Origin of the sequence: Streptomyces longispororuber, assembly GCF_024448165.1 — a bacterium.
Taxonomy (GTDB): domain Bacteria; phylum Actinomycetota; class Actinomycetes; order Streptomycetales; family Streptomycetaceae; genus Streptomyces; species Streptomyces longispororuber_A.
Genome location: NZ_JAMOLN010000050.1, coordinates 14,542 through 36,756, shown reverse-complemented (window position 1 = coordinate 36,756; position 22,215 = coordinate 14,542). Strand labels below are relative to the sequence as shown.

General features: G+C 69.7%; 17 protein-coding genes. 16 read left to right on the top strand and 1 reads right to left on the bottom strand.

Features of this window, described 5'->3' with window-relative positions:
* The first annotated feature begins 41 nt into the window (after positions 1-41).
* The 13 genes from M4J07_RS16745 to M4J07_RS16685 all read left to right on the top strand — a co-directional run bounded on the left by M4J07_RS16745 (position 42) and on the right by M4J07_RS16685 (position 20,004).
* The gene (locus M4J07_RS16745) at positions 42-3,179 is read left to right on the top strand and encodes an alpha-mannosidase (protein WP_255972623.1); all 3,138 of its coding nucleotides are present in this window, start codon (positions 42-44) and stop codon (positions 3,177-3,179) included.
* The gene (locus M4J07_RS16740) at positions 3,176-4,486 is read left to right on the top strand and encodes an ABC transporter substrate-binding protein (protein WP_255972621.1); all 1,311 of its coding nucleotides are present in this window, start codon (positions 3,176-3,178) and stop codon (positions 4,484-4,486) included. Before M4J07_RS16745 ends, M4J07_RS16740 begins: the two co-directional genes overlap by 4 nt.
* 92 nt (positions 4,487-4,578) lie before the next feature.
* Positions 4,579-5,439 carry a carbohydrate ABC transporter permease gene (locus tag M4J07_RS16735; protein ID WP_255972619.1) on the top strand — a complete coding sequence of 287 codons (861 nt, stop codon included), beginning with the start codon at positions 4,579-4,581 and terminating at the stop codon, positions 5,437-5,439.
* A complete protein-coding gene (locus M4J07_RS16730; RefSeq protein ID WP_255972617.1) occupies positions 5,436-6,275 on the top strand; it encodes a carbohydrate ABC transporter permease in 840 nt (279 codons plus the stop codon). The genes M4J07_RS16735 and M4J07_RS16730 overlap by 4 nt, the downstream gene beginning before the upstream one ends.
* Positions 6,272-7,570 carry a glycoside hydrolase 5 family protein gene (locus M4J07_RS16725; protein WP_255972615.1) on the top strand — a complete coding sequence of 433 codons (1,299 nt, stop codon included), beginning with the start codon at positions 6,272-6,274 and terminating at the stop codon, positions 7,568-7,570. The genes M4J07_RS16730 and M4J07_RS16725 overlap by 4 nt, the downstream gene beginning before the upstream one ends.
* 80 nt (positions 7,571-7,650) lie before the next feature.
* Positions 7,651-9,840 (top strand): glycoside hydrolase family 3 protein, encoded by a 2,190-nt coding sequence (locus M4J07_RS16720; protein WP_255972613.1) that lies wholly within the window; start codon positions 7,651-7,653, stop codon positions 9,838-9,840.
* Positions 9,841-9,877: 37 nt separating this feature from the next.
* On the top strand, positions 9,878-12,559 hold the full coding sequence (locus M4J07_RS16715) for an endo-beta-N-acetylglucosaminidase (protein WP_255972612.1): 2,682 nt from the start codon (positions 9,878-9,880) through the stop codon (positions 12,557-12,559).
* Between the two features lie 639 nt (positions 12,560-13,198).
* Positions 13,199-13,786 carry a hypothetical protein gene (locus M4J07_RS16710; RefSeq protein ID WP_255972611.1) on the top strand — a complete coding sequence of 196 codons (588 nt, stop codon included), beginning with the start codon at positions 13,199-13,201 and terminating at the stop codon, positions 13,784-13,786.
* Positions 13,787-14,024: 238 nt separating this feature from the next.
* Positions 14,025-16,235 (top strand): protein kinase domain-containing protein, encoded by a 2,211-nt coding sequence (locus tag M4J07_RS16705; RefSeq protein ID WP_255972609.1) that lies wholly within the window; start codon positions 14,025-14,027, stop codon positions 16,233-16,235.
* A 406-nt stretch (positions 16,236-16,641) separates the two neighbouring features.
* Positions 16,642-17,289 (top strand): hypothetical protein, encoded by a 648-nt coding sequence (locus tag M4J07_RS16700; protein WP_255972607.1) that lies wholly within the window; start codon positions 16,642-16,644, stop codon positions 17,287-17,289.
* 926 nt (positions 17,290-18,215) lie between these two features.
* Entirely contained in the window at positions 18,216-18,650 is a 435-nt protein-coding gene (locus M4J07_RS16695; RefSeq protein ID WP_255972605.1) for a hypothetical protein, read from the top strand.
* Between the two features lie 235 nt (positions 18,651-18,885).
* Complete coding sequence (locus M4J07_RS16690) at positions 18,886-19,092, top strand: hypothetical protein (RefSeq protein ID WP_255972603.1); 207 nt, start codon at positions 18,886-18,888, stop codon at positions 19,090-19,092.
* Between the two features lie 114 nt (positions 19,093-19,206).
* Positions 19,207-20,004 carry a TrmB family transcriptional regulator gene (locus M4J07_RS16685; protein ID WP_255972601.1) on the top strand — a complete coding sequence of 266 codons (798 nt, stop codon included), beginning with the start codon at positions 19,207-19,209 and terminating at the stop codon, positions 20,002-20,004.
* Between the two features lie 18 nt (positions 20,005-20,022).
* On the opposite strand, the gene M4J07_RS16680 is transcribed toward M4J07_RS16685, so the two are convergent.
* On the bottom strand, positions 20,023-21,009 hold the full coding sequence (locus tag M4J07_RS16680) for a helix-turn-helix transcriptional regulator (protein ID WP_255972600.1): 987 nt from the start codon (positions 21,007-21,009) through the stop codon (positions 20,023-20,025).
* A gap of 247 nt (positions 21,010-21,256) precedes the next feature.
* Here M4J07_RS16680 and M4J07_RS48515 point away from each other — a divergent pair, with 247 nt between their 5' ends.
* Genes M4J07_RS48515 through M4J07_RS16670 form a run of 3 tightly spaced genes read left to right on the top strand, consistent with a single transcriptional unit; the run spans position 21,257 to position 22,143 of the window.
* Positions 21,257-21,631, top strand: a complete 375-nt coding sequence (locus M4J07_RS48515; RefSeq protein ID WP_374215050.1) for a mersacidin/lichenicidin family type 2 lantibiotic — start codon at positions 21,257-21,259, stop codon at positions 21,629-21,631.
* A gap of 40 nt (positions 21,632-21,671) precedes the next feature.
* The gene (locus tag M4J07_RS16675) at positions 21,672-21,890 is read left to right on the top strand and encodes a mersacidin/lichenicidin family type 2 lantibiotic (RefSeq protein ID WP_255972598.1); all 219 of its coding nucleotides are present in this window, start codon (positions 21,672-21,674) and stop codon (positions 21,888-21,890) included.
* A 25-nt stretch (positions 21,891-21,915) separates the two neighbouring features.
* Positions 21,916-22,143 carry a mersacidin/lichenicidin family type 2 lantibiotic gene (locus tag M4J07_RS16670; RefSeq protein ID WP_255972596.1) on the top strand — a complete coding sequence of 76 codons (228 nt, stop codon included), beginning with the start codon at positions 21,916-21,918 and terminating at the stop codon, positions 22,141-22,143.
* Positions 22,144-22,215: the final 72 nt, after the last annotated feature.

Here is a 22,215-nt window from a genome sequence, read left to right as displayed (position 1 = left end):
TTCACCGATCATGACGATCAGTCAGGGAAGCAGAAGCACTCATGCACAACGCGCCCCGAACCACGCTCGACCGGCTGGAGCGCGTCCTGCGTCAGCGCCTGGTCCCCCGGATCCACACCGGGCTGTCCGCAGTGAACCTCTCCGCCTGGCCGGTCGACGGCGACGGCGAGCCCGTGCCCGCCGCGCACGCACTGAATCTGACAACGTTGTCAGGTCGATCCGCCCCCGTCTACGAGCCGTTCGCGGTCGGTGACCCCTGGGGCCCGGCCTGGGCCACCACCTGGCTCCGCGTGGACGGCGCCGTACCCGAGGAGGCCCGCCGCGACCCGGAGCGGATCACCGAGCTCGTGCTCGAACTCGGCTGGGAGGACCACTCGGTGGGCGGCCAGGCCGAGGCCATGCTCTACCGGCCGGACGGCTCGGTCATCAAGGCGATCCACCCGCGCAGCGGCTGGCTCCGGCTGACCGGCCCGGGCACCCCGCCCGGCGTGCTGCGCGCGGACGGGACCTTCACCGTCTACGTCGAGGCCGCCGCCAACCCGCTGGTGCTCGGCCTGCCCCCGTTCGTCACCACGCCGCTCGGCGACAAGCACACCGCCGGGCCCGCTCCGCTGTACCACCTCGCCCGCGCCGAGGTGTGCGACTTCGACGCCGGGTTGTGGGAGCTGGTGCGCGACCTGGAGGTCGCCGGCGGGCTCGCGGTCGAGGTGGGGGAGGACGAGCCCCGGCACTGGCGGCTGCTGCGGGCGGTCGACGCGGCACTCGACGCCGCGGACGAGCAGGACCTGGCCGCCACCGTGCCCCGGGCGCGGGCGGCACTCGCACCCGAGCTGGCCAGGCCCGCCCACGCCAGCGCCCACCGGATCACGGCGGTCGGTCACGCGCACATCGACGCGGCCTGGCTGTGGCCGCTGCGTGAGACGGTCAGGAAGGTCGCCAGGACCGTGTCCAATGTGCTGGCGCTGATGGACGCCGACCCGGACTTCGTGTACGCGATGTCGTCGGCGCAGCAGTTCGCCTGGCTGGAGGAATACCAGCCCGAGCTGTTCCAGCGGGTACGTGCGCGGGTCGCCGAGGGCAGGTTCGTACCCGTCGGCGGCATGTGGGTGGAGTCCGACACGACGATGCCCGGCGGTGAGGCGATGGTCCGTCAGTTCACCTATGGCCGCCGGTACTTCACCGAACGGCTCGGCGTGCAGCCCGAGGAGGTCTGGCTGCCGGACAGCTTCGGCTACTCCGGCGCACTGCCGCAGCTCGCCCGGCTGGCCGGCTTCCGGTGGTTCCTCACGCAGAAGATCTCCTGGAACGACACCAACACCTTCCCCCACCACAGCTTCTGGTGGGAGGGGATCGACGGAAGCCGCGTCTTCACCCACTTCCCGCCCGCCGACACCTACGCGGCCGAGGTGACGGCGAAGGAACTGCACCACGCGGTCGCCAACTTCCGTGACAAGGCCGACTCCTCGCACTCCCTGCTGCCCTTCGGGTACGGCGACGGCGGCGGTGGCCCGACCCGCGAGATGCTGGCCCGCGCCGCCCGCTTCGCCGATCTGGAGGGCGCCCCGCGCGTCGCCGTCCGCACTCCCTCCGCGTTCTTCGCCGAAGCCGAGGAGGAGCTCGGCGACGGCGCGGCGGTGTGGGTCGGCGAGCTGTACCTGGAACTGCACCGCGGCACGTTCACCTCGCAGCACGCCATGAAGGCAGGCAACCGCCGCTCCGAGGCCCTGCTGCGCACCGCCGAGTACCTGGCCGCGAGCGCCACGCTGCGCACCGGGGCCCCGTACCCGGCCGCCGAGCTGGACGAGATCTGGCGGACGGTGCTGCTCCACCAGTTCCACGACATCCTGCCCGGCTCGTCCGTCTCCTGGGTGCACCGCGAGGCCCGCGCCACCTACGAGAACGTGACCGGGCGGCTCACCGAACTGATCGCCCGCTCCGGCAAACAGCTGTCGCACGGTGCCTCCGCGAGCCATCCCGCCGGGATCATCTCCCCGCTGCCCTGGGCAGGCCGCAGCGCCTGGGAGGCGGTGCCGGCCGCCTGTGGCACTGCCGCCGACGCCGTGTCGGTGACCGCGCTGGAGGACGGCGGACACGCGCTCGACAACGGGCTGCTGCGGGCCGTCGTGGACGCCCGCGGACATGTCGTCTCGCTGCGCGACGCGGCCTCCGGCCGCGAGCTCGTGCCCGAGGGCCGGCCGCTCGGCGTGCTGCAGCTGCACCGCGACGAGCCGGTGCGCTGGGACGCCTGGGACATCGACCGCGACGCCGCCCGGATGCGCACCGACCTGACCGAGCCCGCCTCCGTTCGAGCCCGCACGCGTGAGGACGGCACGGCGGAGGTGACCGTGGAGCACACCGCGGGTCTGCCCGGCGGTTCCCGCCTCAGCCTTCGCATCGGCCTGGCGCCGGGCGAGCGGCAGCTCGTGATGGAGCTGACCGCGGACTGGCGCGAACGCGAGCGGCTCCTGAAGGTCGCACTGCCCCTGGCCGTGCACACCGCCACCGCCCGCTACGAGACGCAGTTCGGCTACGTCGAGCGCAGTATCCACGCCAACACCAGCTGGGACGCCGCCCATTACGAGGACTGCGCCCACCGTTACGTGCACGTCGCCGAGCCGGGCTTCGGTATCGGCGTCGTCAACGACTCCCTGTACGGCTGTGACGTCACGCGCCTCGGCGGACCCGGCGGCGGCGCCGTCGTACGGCTGTCGCTGCTGCGCGCGCCCACCTTCCCCGACCCGGAGACCGACCAGGGCGTGCACCGGATGCGCTGGGCCGTCGTCCCGGGCGAGGACCACGCCGCGACCGTGGCGGCCGCCCACGCCCTCAACGCCCCGGTCGTCGAGGACCTGCCCGCCGTCGAGCCGCTGCTGGAACTGGCGGAGACCACCGGCCTGCCGGTCCTCGACACGGTCAAGCTCGCCGACGACGGCAGCGGCGATCTCGTCGCGCGCCTCTACGAGGCCCAGGGCGGCCGGGCCGCGGCCACCCTCCGTTGGGCGGACGTGCTCGGCGCCGACACCGTCGTACGCGAGACGGATCTCCTGGAGCGTGAGCTCACCCCCGACAGCGGCATCCGGCGCGCGCTGCGCGACGGTAACCGACTCTCCCTCGAACCGTTCCAGGTCGTCACCCTCCGGCTGACGCCCGCTGCCGAGTGCATAGGAGCACACCGATGAGCAGAACCTTCCGCTGGACGACCGCCGGCGTCGCCGCGAGCGCGGCCCTGAGTCTCACCCTGACCGGCTGCGGGGTGGGAGGCGGCGGGAGCGACGACTCCGGTGCTGCGGACACAGGCGGCAAGGTAGCCGGCAAGATCACGTTTCAGACGTGGAATCTCAAGGGCGGCTACAAGCAGTACTTCGAGGGCCTCGTCGACGCCTTCGAGAAGAAGCACCCCGGCACCACGGTGAAGTGGGTGGACCAGCCGGCCGAGGGATACCAGGACAAGCTCTCCGCCGACGCGGCCGCGGGAAACCTCCCCGATGTCGTCGACATGGGTCCCGAGGCGGCACGTACCCTCGCGGACGCCGGCACGCTCCTCAACGTCGCCGAGGACGACCCGGAAGCCGAGAAGGACTACCTTCCGGCGGCGTGGAAGGCCATGACGTTCAAGGACGTCAAGGGCGGCACCTACGGCTACCCGTGGTATCTCAACACAGGCCCGTCGTTCTTCAACACCGCCCTCTTCAAGAAGTGCGGCCTTGACCCGAAGAACCTTCCCAAGACCTACGACGAGCTCTTCGACCAGGCCGCCGTGATGTCCAAGAACTGCGGCAGCAAGGGCATCTCCATGATCGGGCGGCTGCCCACCATCGAGACCTTCGGCATGTACGGCGCCAAGCTCATGAACAAGGACGGCACCAAGTTCACCTTCAACGACGCCAAGGGCGTCGAACTGGTCGAGCGCTACCAGAAGCTGTACAAGGGCAGTGGCTTCACCGAGGAGTCCCTCAACGCGCTCCAGACCGGTGAGGCCGACTCCTTCAAGTCCGGTGAGCTCGGCTGGCTCCCCGGCAGTTCGTACACCCTGAGCGACCTCAAGAAGACCGCGCCGAAGGTCGCCGAGTCGGTCGCGATGGGACCGCTCATCGCCAACACCGCGCCGAACATGTACCTCGAATCCCTCGTGGTCAACGCCAAGTCGAAGAACACCGCGACCGCCAAGGCGTTCGCCAAGTTCGTCACCGATCCGGCGAACCAGATGGCCTTCGCGAAGAAGGCCTCCGTCTTCCCCTCCTCCACGGGCTCGCTGGAGGACCCGTACTTCACCAAGGACGATGCCACCGACGAGGGTCACCTCCGCGTCGAGGCCGCCCATCAGGTCGGCACGTCCGTCGTCTGGTGGCCGCCGGCCTTCTCGGGCACCAGCGACGTCGACAACCTGCGTGAACAGATCGCCAAGGCGCTGCTCGGCAAGACGACGGCGCAGCAGGCCCTCGACGACGCCGTGAAGTACGCCAACGACCGGCTGGCGAAGCAGTGACCAGCACGATCACCGCCCCTGAGCGGGATACACGCCGGGCGGACCGCACTCGCCCCGCCCGGCCCGTGCACTGGGCGCAGGGACGCTGGTACGTGCCGTGGCTCTTCCTCGGCGTCGCACTGGTCGTCGTGTGTACGTTCGCCCTCTTCCCCTTCTTCAACACCCTGCTGCTCTCCTTCACCGACGCCACCCTGCTGCGCGGGGGCCAGTTCATCGGAGTGGACAACTTCGGCGAACTCCTGGGGGACTCGCGCTTCCAGACGGCACTGCTCAACTCCACGCTCTACGTCATCTGCGTCGTGCCGGTCATGGTGATCCTGCCGCTGATCCTCGCCACGCTGGTGGCAGGCAACGGGCGCCTCCTGGGATTCTTCCGCACCAGCTACTACCTGCCCGTGATCATGTCCCCGGTCATTGTGGGGCTGGTGTGGACGAACCTCCTGAACCGGCGAGGTCTCGTCAACGCCGTCCTCGAGTGGGTCTCGGCCGTCAGCGGGCCCGTGCCGTTCCTCACCGACCGCTGGCTCCTGCTGTTCAGCGCCATGTTCGTCACCATCTGGATGGGCATGGGCTACTACATGGTCATCTACCTCGCGGCGCTGGCCAGCATCGACCCCTCGCTCTACGACTCCGCGGCCGTCGACGGAGCGGGCACGGTGCGCAAGTTCCTCCACGTGACCATGCCCGGTGTCCGCAACACGATGGGCCTCATCGGGCTGTTCTCCTCGATCGCCGCCTTCCGCGTCTTCGGCGAGGTCTACATGCTGACCGATGGCACCGGCGGCACCGGCGGCGAGAACCTCACCATGACCATGCTGATCCAGCGGGAAGGCACCGGTCTCCAGGCGCGGACCGGTTACGCCGGCGCCATCAGCCTCGTCATGTTCGTGATCATGGCCATTTTCCTCCTGCTGCAGCTCGTGGCACAGAACCGGCAGAGGAAGAACGGATGAGCCGTCAGCGCAAGCGCATCACCACGGGATCGGCCGCACGCTACGCGGCCCTGGTCCTCATGTTCATCCTTCTCGCGGGACCGCTGCTGTGGCAGCTCTCCTTGTCGCTCAAGGGGCAGGGCGACGATCTCTATGCGCAGCCTCCGCAACTGGTGCCCTCGCACCCGACACTCAGCAACTTCACGGGAGTTCTCGACCGGGTCCCCGTGCTGCGGTTCGTGCTCAACTCCGCAGTGGTCGCCCTGCTCGTCGTGGGCGGAAACGTCCTCTTCGCCACCTCCGCCGGGTTCGCGCTCGCCCGACTGCGCTTCCGTTTCCGCGGCGTGGCCACGGCGATCTTCGTGGCGGCGCTCCTCGTGCCGGCCGAGGCGGTCATCATCGCCCAGTTCCTGCTCATCAGATCCGCCGGACTGACCGACAGCCTGCTGGGCGTGGCGCTCCCGGCCTTCGTGGCGCCGCTGAACGTACTGCTGATGCGCAACGCCTTCGCCGGTATCCCCGACGAGCTGGAAGAAGCCGCGGTCCTCGACGGCGCCGGCATCTGGCAGCGCTTCCTGCGGATCTGCGTACCGCAGGTCAAGGGCGTCATGGCCGTCGTCGCGATCTTCGCGTTCGTCGCCGCGTGGAACGACTTCCTCTGGCCGCTGATCGTGCTCTCCGACGAGCAGAACTACACCCTCACCGTCGGGCTGAACATGCTCAAGGGCACGTTCTACGACGACCCGCGGCTCATCGCCGCCGGCACGATCGTCGCGCTCGTACCCATCATCGTGTTTTTCGCCGCCTTGCAGAGGTTCTTCATGCGCGGTCTCGAACAAGGAGGCATCAAGGGATGACCGCGTTGCGCTTCGGCGTGAACTACACGCCGCGCAAGGACTGGTTCTACTCCTGGCTGGAGCCGTCGTGGGACGAGATCCGCCGGGACCTGGACGGCATCGCGTCGCTGGGTCTCGACCACGTACGGATCTTTCCGTTCTGGCCGATCCTCCAGCCCAACCGCACGCTCATCCGGCCGCGGGCGCTCGCGGACGTGCGCGAGTTGGTCCGGATCGCGGGCGAGGCGGGTCTCGATGCCTCCGTCGACGTCATCCAGGGACACATGTCGAGCTACGACTTCGTACCCGCGTGGCTGACGTCCTGGCACACGACGAACATGTTCACCGACGCCGGAGCCCTGCAGGCACAAGCGGAGCTGGCCCGTGCGCTGCACGAAGCCGTCGCCGACCTGCCCAACTACCTCGGCCTCACCCTGGGGAACGAGGTGAACCAGTTCTCCGGCGATCCGCACCCCGCCCCGATGCGTGCGTCGTCCGAACAGGCCGGAAACTGGATCCGTACGCTGCTGGACGCCGTGCCGGCGGACGGCAGGGGCCTGCGCCTGCACGCCGAGTACGACGCTGTGTGGTACCTCGACGACCATCCGTTCCTGCCCACGCACGCAGCCCGGCTCGGTGACGTCACCGCGATCCACTCGTGGATCTTCAACGGCACGGCGCAGCGGTACGGCGGCATGTCGGCACAGAGCGTGCGGCACGGCGAGTACCTCGTGGAACTCGCCCGCGCCTTCGCCACCGACGTCGACCGGCCGGTGTGGCTGCAGGAGATCGGCGCGCCCCTCAACTGCCTCGACGCGTCCGAAGCGCCGGCGTTCTGCGAGCAGGCCGTCCGGCACGCCGCGGACAGTCCGGCCCTGTGGGGGGTGACGTGGTGGTGCTCCCACGACGTCGACCGCTCGCTCGCGGACTTCCCCGAACTCGAGTACTCGCTCGGCCTGTTCGACGCTGACGGGAAGGTCAAGCCCATCGGCCGCGCGTTCGCCGCCGTGGCGGAGGAACTGCGCGGGCGTGCCGCCGCTCCCGATCCGCGCAGGGAGGCGGTCGTCGTCGAGGTCGACGACGACGATGTCCCGGTCCGCCGCGCCGATCTCGCGCCGGGCGGCGCGGTCTTCACGGCCTGGACGGACCTGGCGCGGGAGGGCCGCCGGCCGGCCGTCGTCACCTCGGCGACCGTGGCCTCGGCCGCCGACCTGGCGGCACGCGGGGTCACCGCCGTGCACCTGCCTGCCGCCTCGGGCGTGAGTGCCTACTCCGCGGTCAGCGACAGTTCGGCGCTCGCGACGGGCTCGATGTGACCGGGGCGAGGACACCGGGTGCGGGGGAGGCCTCGGCCGCTGCCGCGGACGCGGCGCGCGTCGAAGGTCTCCTGGCGGCCATGACCGTCGAGGAGAAGGTCGGCCAGGTCAACCAGCGCCTCTACGGCTGGCGCGCCGTCGATCGGGACCGGCGCGGAGGGTTGCGGCTGAGCGACTACGCCCGCGAGGAGATCGACCGGTGGGGCGGACTCGGCGCTCTGTACGGCCTCTTCCGGGCCGATGCCTGGTCCGGCCGGACGTGGACGAGCGGCATCCGGCCCGAGGAGCGGGCCGAGGCGGCCTCGGTCGTGCAGGCTGCCGTGGCCGCCGCAGACCGGCACGGCATCGGGGCGCTGCTGGTGGAGGAGGCGCCGCACGGGCACCAGGCCCTGGGCGGCACCCTCCTGCCGGTCAACCTCGCCGTCGCTGCCACCTGGTGCCCCGAATCCCTGGCCGAGGCGGCCCGCGGTGTCGGCGCCGAACTCGAGGCGAGCGGCGTCCACATAGCCCTGGTCTCGGCCCTGGACGTCCTGCGCGATCCCCGGTGGGGACGCGGCGAGGAGTGCTACGGCGAGGACCCGCTGCTCGCCGCCGAGCTGACCCGTGCCGTCGTCGAGGGCATGCAGGGCGAGGCGCGCTCCCGCGTGGGCGACGGAGGGGTCGGCGTCGTCCTCAAGCACCTGGCCGCGCAGGGCGAGGCCGTCGGCGGACGCAACGGTCAGTCCGCCCACCTGGGACCGCACGACCTCGCCGAGATCCACCTCCCTCCCGTCGAAGCGGGCCTGCGTGCCGGGGCGCTCGGCTTCATGGCCGCGTACAACGACATCGACGGCGTCCCGTGCTGCGCCAACCACGATCTCCTGACCACGTATCTGCGCGGCCGCCACGGCTTCGACGGGATCGTGATGGCGGACGGGCTGGCCGTGGACCGGCTTGCCGGGATGACCGGTGACCTGCCGACTGCGGCCAGGGCCGCCCTGCTGGCCGGTGTGGACATGTCGCTGTGGGACGAGTCGTTCGGCCACCTCGCCGCCCTGGCCGGCGACGACGAGCAGGTCGCCGCCGCGCTCGACGTCGCCTGCCGGCGGGTGCTGACGCTCAAGGACCGGTTCGGGCTGCTGGGTGAGCCCGGTCGTCCCGTCCGTCTGGACGCGGACCGGTCGGTGGTCCGTCTGACGGCGGCGCAGGGGGTGACACGTGTGGCCTCGCGGCGGCTCGCCGCCGAGTCGCTCGTCCTGCTGAAGAACGGTCCCGGGGGCGACGGGAGCGCCCCACTGCCGCTGGACGCCGGCCGGCTGCGGAGCGTGGCCGTCGTCGGCCCCTACGCCGATGACGTCCCCGCGCTGCTGGGCGACTACGTTCCGCCGCTGCCGGCCGGGTCGAACCGAAGCATCTCCGAGGCTCTGCGCGCGGTACTGCCCGGCACGGAGGTCACTGTGGGGGAGACCTTCGAGGAGGTGGGGGCAGCGGCCTTCGCCGCCGCTGACGCCGTGGTCGTGGTGATCGGCGGCACCAGCCACCGCTCCTACGACGACGCGTTCGCGGACAACGGCGCCATCACCGGACGCACCGGCGAGGCCACCGGCGGTGAGGGCGTCGACCTCGCCGACGTCTCACTGCCCGCCGGGCAGGACGACCTCCTGCGGGCGGTACGGGGCGCAACGGACACGCCGGTGACCGCCGTCGTCGTCTCCGGCCGGCCCCACGTCCTGACCGGCGCCCTCGAGCACTGCGACGCGGTGCTGTGGGCCGGGTATCCCGGCCCGTACGGCGGCGAGGCGGTCGCCGCCGCGCTGCTGGGCGAGGCGGAGCCCACCGGGCGGCTGCCGATGACGCTGCCGCGGCACCCCGCGGCCGTGCCGGTACGGCACAACGACCGGCAGAGCGCGGTGGACTGCTACCGCGATGCCCCGGAGCCGGTCCTGCTCCCGTTCGGATTCGGCCTGGGGTACCGCGAGGTGGCGGTCGTCGGCCTGGACGTCACGGTCCGGCCGGACGGCGTCGTCCTGACGGTGACCGCGGCGAACCGTTCCGAGGGGCCCAGCAGTTCGGTGATCCCCGTCTTCGCCCACCGCTCGGGCGGGACGCGCACGCCCCGTACCCGTGAACTGATCGCCTTCGGGCGGCTCGGCGTCGCACCGCACGCGACGGCCGAGATCACCTGGACGATCCCGGCCGACCGGGTCTTCGCCGACCCGGGCGCAGCAACGGCCGTGAGCCGGCTGGACGTGGCGGGCCTGACCCGCACCATCCGGCCCGCACGCGGCTGACCTGGGCAGGACAGCTACTCACAAGGGAGAGAGAAGCATGGCCAGACCTGCACTCGCACGACGGTCGGTGCTCGCCGCCGTCTCCGTCGTCACCGCACTCACCGCGGCATGCATCAGCGCGCCCATGGCGTCGGCGTCCGACACCCTCCCGTGGGAGGGGAAGAGCGCCAAGGGAGCGAACCAGCCCTACCAGCACGGCTATTCGGCGACCACCCTCCTCGACTGGGACCCGCGCACCGACACCGACGCCGGCAGGCTGCGCGCACGGATCCCCCTGCAAAAGCGCGCCGGTGCCGACCCGGCCACCCAGCGCAACCCCGATCTGCCCGCCGAGACCCAGAACCTCACCCTGGCCGGCGACTACGGCAACGCCTTCTTCGAATCGCACCCGTACACCAACGAGTTCAGCCAGTACCTCTTCAACTACTGGCAGTACACCGACGCCTACGCCTCCTGGCACGGCATGCCCACCGAGGGCGTGCCCGAGGACTCCTACGACCCCTCCGCCGAGTGGACCCAGCGCTGGTTCGAGTTCGGCTCCGTCAACCTGCCCAATCCCGGCTACACCAACGCCGCTCACCGCAACGGCGCACGGTCCCTCGGCACCGTCTTCTTCTCGGACAACGACCGCGGCCCGCAGTCCTACGGCGAACTGCTCGTACGCGACAAGAAGGGCGACTTCCCGGCCGCACGCAAACTTGCCGAGGTCGCCCACTACTTCGGCTTCGACGGCTACTTCTTCAACCAGGAGCAGAGCCAGGTCGCCCCCGAGGACGTCGACGACTACATGGACTTCCTCGCCGCACTGCGCGCCGAGGGCCTGTATGTGCAGTGGTACGACTCGGTCGACGCCGGCACCGGCAAGAAGCTCTACGAGAACGAGTTCACCTCACGCAACGCCCCGTTCATCCAGAACAGCGAGCGCGGCCCGCTGGCCGACTCGATCTTCCTCAACTACTGGTGGAACCACAAGAAGCTCACGGACTCCGCCGCCTACGCCACGTCCCTGGGCGTGAACCCGCGCCGGCAGGTCTTCGCCGGCGTCGAGGCCGGCACCTACCAGTTCGACCAGCCCTACGACTTGGACGACGACCTCGGCGACGACGGCAAGCCGATGAACGCGATCGCCACCCTCGGCGCGGACTTCGTCCACTCCGACTACGAGCACAAGACGGAGGACGACCACCAGTCGACGGTCTTCGACCGCGAGCGCCGGTGGTGGACCGGCACTTCGACCGGCACCGGTTCGGCGGCCGACGGCCAGTGGAAGGACATGTCCTCGTACATCGCCGAACGCACCGCGATCACCGGGTCCACGTTCGCGACCACTTTCAACACCGGCCACGGGCTCGGCTATTGGAGCGACGGAGCCCGGGCGAGTGACCGGGAGTGGGGCAACATCGGCATCCAGGACACCCCGGTGACCTGGCAGTGGTGGCTCCAGGGTGCCGGTGCCGACGGCCTCCAGGTCGACTACGACTACGGCCCGGACTACGTCACGGCGGACCGCTTCCACTATGACCGGATCGGCGCCTACGAGGGCGGCTCCTCGCTGGCCGTGAGCGGCAAGCTGTCCGGCGACGCGGTGCTGCGCCTGTACAAGACGGACCTGAAGGTCGTGGACGGGTCCAAGGTGAAGCTCACCTACGCGCAGCCGAGCGGCGGCGACGCGGATCTCAGTCTCGCGCTCGTCCTCAAGTCGGATCCGAAGAAGACGGTCCGCGTACCGATCAAGGCCGCCAAGTCCGTCCGCGGCGGCTGGCGCACCGCGACCGTCGACCTCTCCGACTACGCCGGCGAGACGGTCTCCACCCTCGGCCTCGGCCTCACGCCCGGCGCCGATCCCATCGATCACTTCCAGCTCAACCTCGGCGCCCTCGCTCTCAGCGACGGCGCCGACCACACCCCCGCCGCCCCCACCGGTTTCCACATCGACCAGGCCCTGACGTCCACGGACGAGCTGAACCTGGGCTGGCACCTGGACGACTACAAGGACGTCGTGCGCTACGACGTGTACGCCGACGGCACGTACCTCGGCGGCGTCTACGACGACACCTTCTACGCCAAGGACTTCACCGGCACTCACGGCAGGCTTCAACTGGTCGCCGTCGGCAAGGACGGCAGCAAGAGCAGGCCGGCGACCATCGGCTACGACTTCGCGCACGGCCCCGGTGACGTCACCGCGAAGGCGTCCAAGGACGGCACGGTGACCGTGTCCTGGGACGAGCCGGTCTCCTCGGGTGCCTCGGTCACCCTGGCCGCGGAGGACGAGGACCGGGCCGGTCACCGGCGGCGCGTCGTCCTGCATCCCGGCCGCGGCGAGACGTCGGCTACGTTCCGCAACATGCCGGTCGACGGCGGAGCTTTCGTCGCCACGGTGAACCCTGCCGGTGGCACTGCCGTCGCGACTACCGGCACCTTCGCCGACACCGAGATCGAGGCCTACCCGAAGTCCGCCGCCGAACTGTCCGGAACCTCGCTCACGCTGACCCAGCCCACCCTGGCCGACTGGCACACCCTGACGGTGTATGAGAACGGCAAGCCGATCCCGTTCGACACCACGTACAGCCAGGGCGAACGCGACCGTGTGATCCACGGCCGCACCACCCTGCACGCCTTGTCGGTAACCCTCGCGAGCGCCAGGAGCAAGGTGACCGCCGTACTCGAGGACTACGCCGGTAACCAGGCCGAGACCGTCCTACGGGAAGCCACCGACTGATCCACGGGCCGCCGTAGGCGACTTCGACGACGTCGGCCCCTGCGGGGATCTTCAGCCCGCAGGAGGCCGTTGTCTTCCCGCTCCGATCCGGGGCGGTCCTGGAAGCGCGGCAGAAGCCCGCGGCGGTGCACCTGAGAGAACCTGGCGCCAGGTCTCGCACAGCGAAGCCCACCCCACCTTGACCATCATCACCATCGTGGTCCGCCGGGTGGGCTCAGCGGCGTCCGCGGTCACGGGTTCGACGCGGTGAGGGACGGGCGTGGAGGCCGGGTGAGGCGGCATGAACTGGACGTCGCCGGCATCGGCGAGTTCAGCGACATCATCGTCCGTGCCTTCGAGAGAGGTGACCGGCACCTTCACCTCGACCCCACCGGGGGCCTCTACACGATCCTGGGCATCCCACACGCCGCCGACCACATCGGCGGCAGCCGCTCCATCACTGCGGCAAGCTCGGGCGCGGTATGCGGCGCATGTGATGCGGAGTTCGAAGACGGTCCGCCCTGTGCTGCCAGGGATGTCGACGCGGTGGTCGCTCTGCCTCGAACGACGGCTGCGATACGAACGCGATGTCGGTGGGGCTGCTGCGCATATCCGTGGTGAAACGTACGGTACGCAGGGACGAGTACCGAAGGGGAGATCATGGGCGACTGGTTCCAGACGATCGTCGACGCCGAGGCCACGCCGGAGGAGGCGCAAGGGCTCGCGGCGAACATTCTCGATTGGCTGATCGCGGACGGCTTCATCTCAGCGGAACGCACCGACTGCGTCCTCGGCGCTGACGCCGGGCACGCGCCAGGAACGCGTTACGGCGAAGCCGTCGAGCACCCGGATCCCGAACTGGTCAATCTGTGGAGCAACGGCCTGCACGTCACTGTAGGGCGTACGGTCTTCGACGCTGGGCAGGGTGAGCCCTCGGCCGTCACCTGCCCGCACTGCGCAGCAGAGCTGCCCCTGGTCGACGAGTACTGGACGCCCATCGAGGAGACGTGGGACCGCTTCAAGGACGCAGTGGGATCCTGGGCCGAGGGAGACGACGAGCCCGTAGCGTGCCCGTCCTGCGGCCGGACGACTCCCGTGCACGCGTGGCTCTGGGCCGGCGACTACTTCGCGTTTGGTCATCTGGGCTTCACGTTCTGGAACTGGCCCGAACTGCGCCCCGAGTTCGTCGTGGACATCGCGCGCCGCCTCGGTGGGCACCGCACCGTACTGCTCGAAGGCAAGCTCTGACAGGGCACGAAGGGGGTTCGTCTCCGAGGCCAGTTGGCTGCGCTGGAGCGCCGGCCGCCTCCTTGACGTACGGGCGCACTGCCCGGGCCCGCGTGAGGGCTGGTGCTCTTGTCGGGGTCTCAGACGTGTGAGGCGTCGATGGCGCGGTCGCCTACCGGCCGCTCCCTGCAGGGCGTTAGGCTGTGCCGCTCGTGGCGGAACAGGTTTGTTATGCAGGAGAGTTGGACGTGGCGCCGATATGCCGGTGAGTGTCGAAGAGTCCGGGGCGCCGGGAGTCGTCGGTGGATACACGATCCTTGGCAAGCTCGGCAGCGGCGGCATGGGGGCCGTCTATCTGGGGGAGTCGGCCTCCGGGCGCCAGGTGGCGGTCAAGGTCGTGCACGCGCAGTACGCGCAGGACGAGGAGTTTCGGGTCCGGTTCCGGCAGGAGGTCGCGGCGGCCCGCCGGGTGAGCGGCGCGTTCACCGCCCCCGTCGTGGACGCTGACCCCGAGGCGGAGCAGCCGTGGATGGCGACGCTGTACGTGCCCGGCAGAACGCTGGGCGGCGTCGTGGCCGAGGCCGGGCCGTTGGGCGGGCGTGAGTTGCGCCTGCTTGCGCTGGGCTTGGTCGAGGCGTTGCGGGACATCCACCGGGCGGGTGTGGTGCACCGGGACCTCAAGCCCGGCAACGTCTTGATGGCCGAGGACGGTCCGCGCGTCATCGACTTCGGCATCTCGCACGCGGCCGATCACCAGGCCCTCACCGTGACCGGCCGGTTGATGGGCACCCCGCCGTTCATGTCACCGGAGCAGTTCGCCTCGCCGCGCGACGTGACCGCGGCGTCCGACGTGTTCTCGTTGGGGTCCTTGCTCGTGTACGCGGCCACGGGGCACGGCCCGTTCGACAGCGACAGTCCGTACATGACGGGCTATCGGATCGTGCACGAGGTACCCGCGCTGGAGCGCACGCCTCAGCCACTGCGCTCCATCGTGGAGCGCTGCCTGGACAAGGACCCGCAACGGCGGCCTGCGCTGGAGGAGTTGCAGGCCCTGTTCCCCACGTTGCCGGACACCTTGTCGCCGTCGGTCGCGGGCTCCGCCGCGCAGCACCTGGCGAGCCAGGAAACCGCGCCCGCACCGGGTAGTCACGATGCCGACGGACCGACGAACCAGCCCGCGCCCCGCGCCATCGGACGGAGTCGCCGGCGTCGTATCGCGCTCGCCGTGAGCGTCGCACTGGTTGTCACTGTCGCGGGCGTGGTGGGGTACCACTTCACGTCGAGCCGGCCGAACGACAAGGCACCGATCACGGTCGACCCCGCCCTCGATCTGCCGCCCGGCTGGCGCGCCTGGCGCACCAGCCTGACGCGACCCGTCAAGACTGAACCGACGGCCACCAACGTGGACACCGTGGACTCCGGGTGTGTCGCCGACGGCACCTCGGTGTACTGCGCGGGAACCGGGTTCACCGTCGCGCGGATCGATGCCGCCACCGGCCGGGTGCGGTGGCGCTTCGGCGACAACAGCGAGGCCGCGCAGCGCCCCCTCGGGATCAGGAACGGACGCGTGTACACCGCCGTGCCTCTGGACGTGGATTCCAGGGACTCTGCCCAGCGGCTCGTGGCCATCGACACCGCCACCGGCAAACAAGCCTGGACCCGCACCGTCGACGTGAGCCATCCCGCCGCCCTGTTCAGCGGCGGCATCCTTACCGTTCCCGATGGCGCGAGCGAGTTCGTCGCCCTCGACGCAGCGAGCGGCAAGGACGTGTGGCGGGTGCCCGCTCGATCGTCGCAGGGCACCAACTGCTCACCTCTGGTGATGGCTGGTGATCCCTACGGGGTGTGCACCGATGCGACTGCCCCCTTCAGCGGCAAGGCCGGTCTCCTGCACCTCGACCCGGCCGACGGCACCGCACAGGAGATCGGCGCCCTCCCTCTCACGGCTCAGCCGCTGGGTGTGGACTTCGGACGGCCACTCTTCGCCGTACGCGCCAGCGAGGACACTGCGGACGACAACAGACGCGACCCCGCGTACTCGGCCCTGCTGGTGGTGAACCCGCGCACCAAGGCTCTCACTCGTACGCCCCTTAAGGAGACCGTCCGGGGAACACCAACCCTGATCCGCGGAGTGGTCTACTTCGTCAGGCCCGACGGCACGGTCACCGCGGTCCAGGCGGCCGGCGGCACCACGCTGTGGCGCAGGAGCACCCAGGTCGAGAACCTCTCCGCGCCCACCACGTCGCCGAACAACGACATGCTCTACTTCGCCAATCGCTACGGCCGGTTGCTCGCACTGGACCGCTCCACCGGCACCACGCGATGGACCACGACCCAACTGAAGGATCCAGGCCTGTCGGCGGAGAAGAGAGTTCCGAGCATTGTCCTGGTGAAGGAGGCGATCGTCGCGGTCGCCGGTGAAACAGCGTTCTCGGCAAGCCCTGATCAGCCCCTCGCGGGCGGGCACTGAGCAACCATGAGGAGCTGAGGACCTGGGCTGACAGCGGAGCAGGGGAGCCTGAGGACCGGACCACGGGCGGCCGGAGTGTACGCACAGCCCACGGCCGTCTGCCGGGCCCCAACCTGGCGTCGGGAGCACTGAGCTTGTTCGCGCAACCCGGAACAGAACACGTGTTCAGCTCTGTCCCTGGAAGCCGAACCGAGCACGCTGTGCCTGGACTCCAAGGCCTTCGCACAGCGGGTGTTCGAGGAGATCTTGTCGATGTCCGGTGTAGATGTCCACGCACCCCCGCCTCAGGACCGCAAGCTCGCGGGGGAGCGGCGCGCGCCGTGTCTATCCTGCCGTCTGCCCCTGTGGGCGGCAGAGGCGAACGCCGCCACGGGTAAAGCTCATCACCAGTAAGTGGGTAGTACACATGCGCAAGGCACACATCGCGTTCGCGGCCGCCATGGCCGCCGTCGGACTCGGGATCTCGGGCTGCAGCGACGGCAACGACACGGATGGTTCGGCGACGAAGGAGTCACCCGCCGCGTCCGCTCCGCAGTCGCCTGCCTCGGAGAGCCCGGCCGCCGCCGAGGGCGGCAGCGAAGGCGGAGAGGCCCCGGCCGCGGGTGACGTGACGAAGCCTGGCTCGAAGCTGAAGGTGGGCGACCGGGCGGTGCTGCCGTTCGAGTACACCAGCAAGAAGAAGGGCACCATCGCGGTCACCGTCACGGCGATCACGAAGGGCGTCGAGTCCGACATGGCCAAGTTCGGGACCAAGGCGAAGGGAATGACGCCCTACTTCATCAAGCTGAAGGTGGAGAACGTCGGCGGCACCGACCTGTCGTACGCCTCACTGAAGCTGAGAGGTGTCCTTTCGAACGGCCAGGGCACCGGCGTCATCCTGATCGGAGACATCCCCGGCAAGTGCGACAGCGAGAACGCGTCGGCCGAGTTCACCACCAAGGGCGCCTCGTTCGAGACGTGCAGCCTGAGCGCCACCACGGGCGCCCCGGTCACGGGCGCCGAGTTCGACGAGGGGGACGCCTACAGCGACACCCCGGTCCTGTGGACCAGCTGACGCCCGCCGCACCGCAACGATCCCGCGATGACTGACCTTCTCGGTGTGTTGTCGGATGGCGGGTCGGGTTGCGTGCGGTGCCGGTGAGGCACCAGTCGACCCGGTCGGGGCGATGTCGGATGCGCCGCAGCAGTGACCAGACGCGCTCCGCCGGAGTCAAGTCCGGTGCGTAGGAGGGCAGATGGGCGAGGGTGAGCCAGTTGTGCCCGGCGTACAGGCGAAGCTCCTGAGTCCCTCCTGCGGCGGCACTTGCGGTGGCTGTGAGGCTGGCAGATCGGCTGGGAGGGATCGCCCAGCCGTCAGCAGCACAGGGCGGCGGCCGAGTAGCGGCGCCAGAACCGGCCGCGCACCCGCACCACCGGCGTGCGCCCGCTCCGGCTCACGGGGCGGGCGCGCGGCGGATCCGCGCTCCGCGTCCGCCCGCGCGGGGAACGCCGCTCCCACGCACTCATCCTGGCCGACCTGGCGCGGCTGCACTCGTACACCAACAGCACGCGTGCCCGGACGCTGCTGCTCCGGATCTCCGGCCTGCGCGTCGCCCCCGGAACGCCTGGCCGCCGGTCATTGCGCCGTGATGCGTCCTCCACGGACTCCGCGGGGGTCTGGTAGATCACCTCGTGCAGCCGACCGCACCAGAGACTGAGAAGCAGCCGGCCTCCGTCGACCACGTACGTGTTCACGATCGCGTGCGGAGCGTTCTCGTGAGGGCCTGACGACTCGAGTTCGCCGGGGACCCGCACTTCGTCAGCGGCACACAGCAACTCCAGCAACGGCAGGTCATCGTTGAGGCAGTCCATGAGGGGTCACCCTAGTGCTGCGTTCCTCGGACACGCCGCGACGCCCTCCGATCCCTGACACGCCCCTCGACATCACCTGATCCGACAGATCCCCGGAGTGGTGCCGCCCCGGGCTGACACGATCCACGCATGGGAAATATCTACGACTACTACGCGGCCACCGACGACAGGCAGGCCCTCGCGCTGTTCGAAGACGACTGCATGGACGACCCGTTCGGCACGCTCGGCCTCAAGGGAGCAGATCCCTACCTGCTCCTCGCAGCCGTCGAAGCCCTCCTGACAGGAGCATCCGAGGAACAAGTGGAAGCTATCCCGCGCTTCTGCGAACTGCTCAACGACGCGGGGCACGAAGGGCCCTGGCTCGTCTCACTCACGGACACTCTCCGTGATGCTCTCGCAGTGGCCACCCCGGAGCGCCTGCTGGAGACCGCCGCCGCATGGACCCACACGGAGGACGGTGGTGGCCAGGACCCAGGGCTCTTGGCCGACTTCCTGGGACGCCTCGCCGAACTGGCCCGCGACGCGGGCTCGCAACGGCACCTGTACTGCGGTATGTCCCTGTAGGGAGCCCCGATTCAGGAACAGAGTCGGCGGCAGGCGATGAGGGGCTGGTGACCCGGCCCGTGCGGGACATGCTGGCCGGGGGAGTTGGCAGGATCGTGCACGACGGGCGTCAGGAGCCTGCCAGCGGAAGATCTGTGGGAGGGGAGAGATCGCTGCGATTCTTGTGATGCGGCCGGGGATCAGGCCCGGACAGCTCTCTAGAAGCGGCGCCCAGGGGCGCTGGAAGGGAAGACGCATGATGCGTACCGTCACCAGCCGGGTCGGCCGGAGGATCGCGGCAGCGGTGCTGACTGCGCTGGCGACGGCGGGGGTGTTCGCCGCCGTCACGGGCAGCATCACGTTCGCGAGCGGCGACGGCACCGTGGTGTCGCAGCCCTGTCTCGACCCCAAGGGCGCTCACTGCGGGCCGGCCAACGGCTGGCAGGAGGAGCCGAAGACCTGAACCTTTCGAGGCGAGAGGGCCCAGCGGGGCCGGTCCAGGTCCGGGCGCCGAACACGGTGTCCGGACCGTCGCTTGTGCAGTACCTCTTTTCCGATCCCCCGAGGAGCACCGTCGATGCACCGCATGCAGGCCCTGGGTCTCACGCCTGCGGAAGAGGAGACGTACCGGCACGTCCTGCGGCACCCCGGTCGGAGCGCCCGCACGATCGCCGCCGCGTCCTGGCACCCGTACGGAACCGGCGCGGCCACCGTGAGGCGGCTGAAGGACCTGGGAGCCGTGGTCGAGCGGGACGGACTGCTGTGGCCGGAGGAACCTGAGCGAGTGGTCGGCCGGCTGACGGAGCAACTGCTGGCCGAACTGCACACCATCATGCAGAGCCTCTCGCAGACTTACGGGGTGGTGCGCTCGCTGGAGGACGAGTCGACGGGGGCCGGCCGTCCTGGGGAGGACGACGGCGCACCGGAACCCGCCCGCCGACCGGTGGAACGGATCAGCGATCCCGCCGTGCTGCAGCCGCGCGTGGAGGAGCTCGCCGGGAGCGCCCGCGACGAGGTGCTGGCGTGTGTGCCCTGCGCAGGAACCGACAGCTGGGTCTCCCGGCTGGCCATGCCACTGTGCCTGCGGATGCTGAATCGCGGTGTCAGGATGCGGCTTCTGGTGGGGCAGGCCCTGCCGGCCGCCCCGGCGGTCGCCGCCCACCTGGGCCGGCTGGCCGTCGCAGGGGCGCAGGTGCGGGTGGTGCCCTCGGACTGCGTGACGGCAGTGTGCGACGGGCACACCGCGTTGGTGCCCGTCGCACTGCCGGACTTCGCCGAGGGCATGTTTGTCACGACGGAACCCAGCACGGTGAGCACCGTCGTCCGTCACTTCGAGCGACTGTGGGCGGATGCCCAGGTGTGGCTGGGCAGTTGACGGCAGGCGCCCGGGGCGTCAGATCCAGCCCCGTTCCCGGGCCAGCAGCGCCGCATGGGCGCGATTCTCCGCACCGAGGATCCGGATCAACTCCGATATGTAGCGGCGATACGTGCGCAGGGCCGTGCCCACCTGGCGCGCGCCGGTCTCGTCCTTGCTGACCGTACACATCGCTCGCAACACTTCGGCCTGCAGAGTGGTCAGTTCGGGTTCGTCGGACGAGCGGTTCCCCGGCCCGACCACGTCGGTGAACTCATCGGCTCCCGCCCACAGTCGCTCGAAGTTGTTGACGACGGTGGTGACGATCCCCTCCTCGCTCGAGCAGAGGGCACCCTTGGACGTGTTCTTCGGGTCCACCGGAACGAGCGTCGTGCGGTGGTCGTACACGAGCATCAGTTCCCTCAGGTCCTCGATCACCCGGACTTGGGCCCCTGCCGCGGTCAGTTCCTGGAGGTAGGCCCGGGTGGTGTCGTCCGCCACCGCCGATGCGCGGACCAAGTTGCGCACGACGACGCCGCGGCGCAGGCAGCGCAGATCCAGCGGGCGGGCACTCTCGATGTTCTCCGGGGTCAGCGCGTCGTACGGTTCGCAGGCCAGAATCTCCGAGCGGGCGAAGAAGGCCAGTTCGTCCAGGCGCTCACGGATGGCGGGCAGGCCGATCAGCCGCTCCACCGGGGCGTGTTCGGGATCCGGGCCCCGCTCGCCTGACTCGAGCGTCAGGGAGTCCACGATGGGTCTCAGATCCGAGAGCGTACGGATGGTGTGGTAGAGCTCCTCGAGGCGCTGCTGGGCCAGCCGGTTCACCACCATGTCAGGGGAGTGCGGCCAGGCCTTGCCGTCGTCTTCGCGCATGACGTGCAGTTCCGTCAGCCGGCGCACTGCCGCGTCCAGCACGATCGGTGCTTGCCTCGCCAGCAGGTGAACCTCGGAGAGTTCGACGCCGGGGCTGCGCAGCAGCAGCCGGTAGACCTCCTCCTCCACCGCGGTGATGCCGAGGACGGCCATGTGATGCGCAGGCAAGAGTCACTCCGTGGGGGATGGGCGGGGATGGATCCGGCCAGTGGGTGGTGCCTGGAGCTTAGGAGCCGCGACGCGCGAGACGGAAGGTGCCACCTGGCCCGGTGACTGAGCCGTGGCATCTCTGTGACAGGTCGTGAATAGGCAGGATGTTCCGACCAGTTGACCAGATCTGGCCACCGTTCCTGGTTCCTCAGCTCCTCGGGCACCTGCGATATTCGGTGTCGGCGGAGGCATGGTGCTGACCCCGCAAAGTGAACGGGCTGGACGGACGCGGCCGACAGTTTTCGCGTCCGGCAGCGCCTGCCTCGGCACTTCTCATCAGAGGCAAGGGCCAGAGTTCACGTTCTATCGAAGTCATTTCTGGAACTTGCCGGTCCGTCAAAAGGGAGGAATCGAAATGGATTCCGTACGAGCTTGGAAGGACCCGGAGTACCGCCGGACTCTGGCGACCCCTCCACGGCATCCGTCGGGAAACCCCGGGGTCAGCAAGCTCGACTCCGCAGGGCTCGCGGCAGTAGTAGGAGGCGGCGAAGCGGGGCTCGGGGGCGTTACCAAGACCGCGACTCTGGTCTCGTCCTGGTGCGTTGTCAGTCTCGCCGTGTGCTGAGCATCCCGTCACCAAAGAGAGAAAGAGAAGGAAGAAGGAAATGGACACAGTAAAGGCATGGAAGGACCCGGAGTACCGGGCCGCCCTTTCCGGGGCTGACCGGGAAGCGATTCCCGCGAACCCGGCCGGAATCGTCGGCATGTCCCGCACGCAGTTGTCGCAGGTGGCCGGCGGAACGTCGTGGTGGTGCGCCGGGGTCACCCTCAGCGTCGCGGCCTGCGATGGCACCAAGGGCTACTCCAGCCTCGGCTGCTGCTGACCTCACACCAGTAAAGGGGAAACACATGGACATCGTCCGTGCCTGGAAAGACCCGGAGTACCGCAGCACCCTCTCGGCGAGCCCGGAGCACCCCTCCGGGACGCCCGGCCTGATTCACCTTGAGGCCACCGAGCTCGCCGGCGCCGCCGGCGGCGGTACGCAGACGCTGCTGAGCATCGGCTGCTGCTCGTCTCCCAAGACGTTCACGATGACCAATCCGGCTCTCTGCAGCATCACCCTGTCGGTCTGCTGATCAGCACCCTGGACACATCGGCGCTCCCCGCGTCGCCGCCCGGCGGCGCGGGGAGCGCCCCTTGAAAGGCAG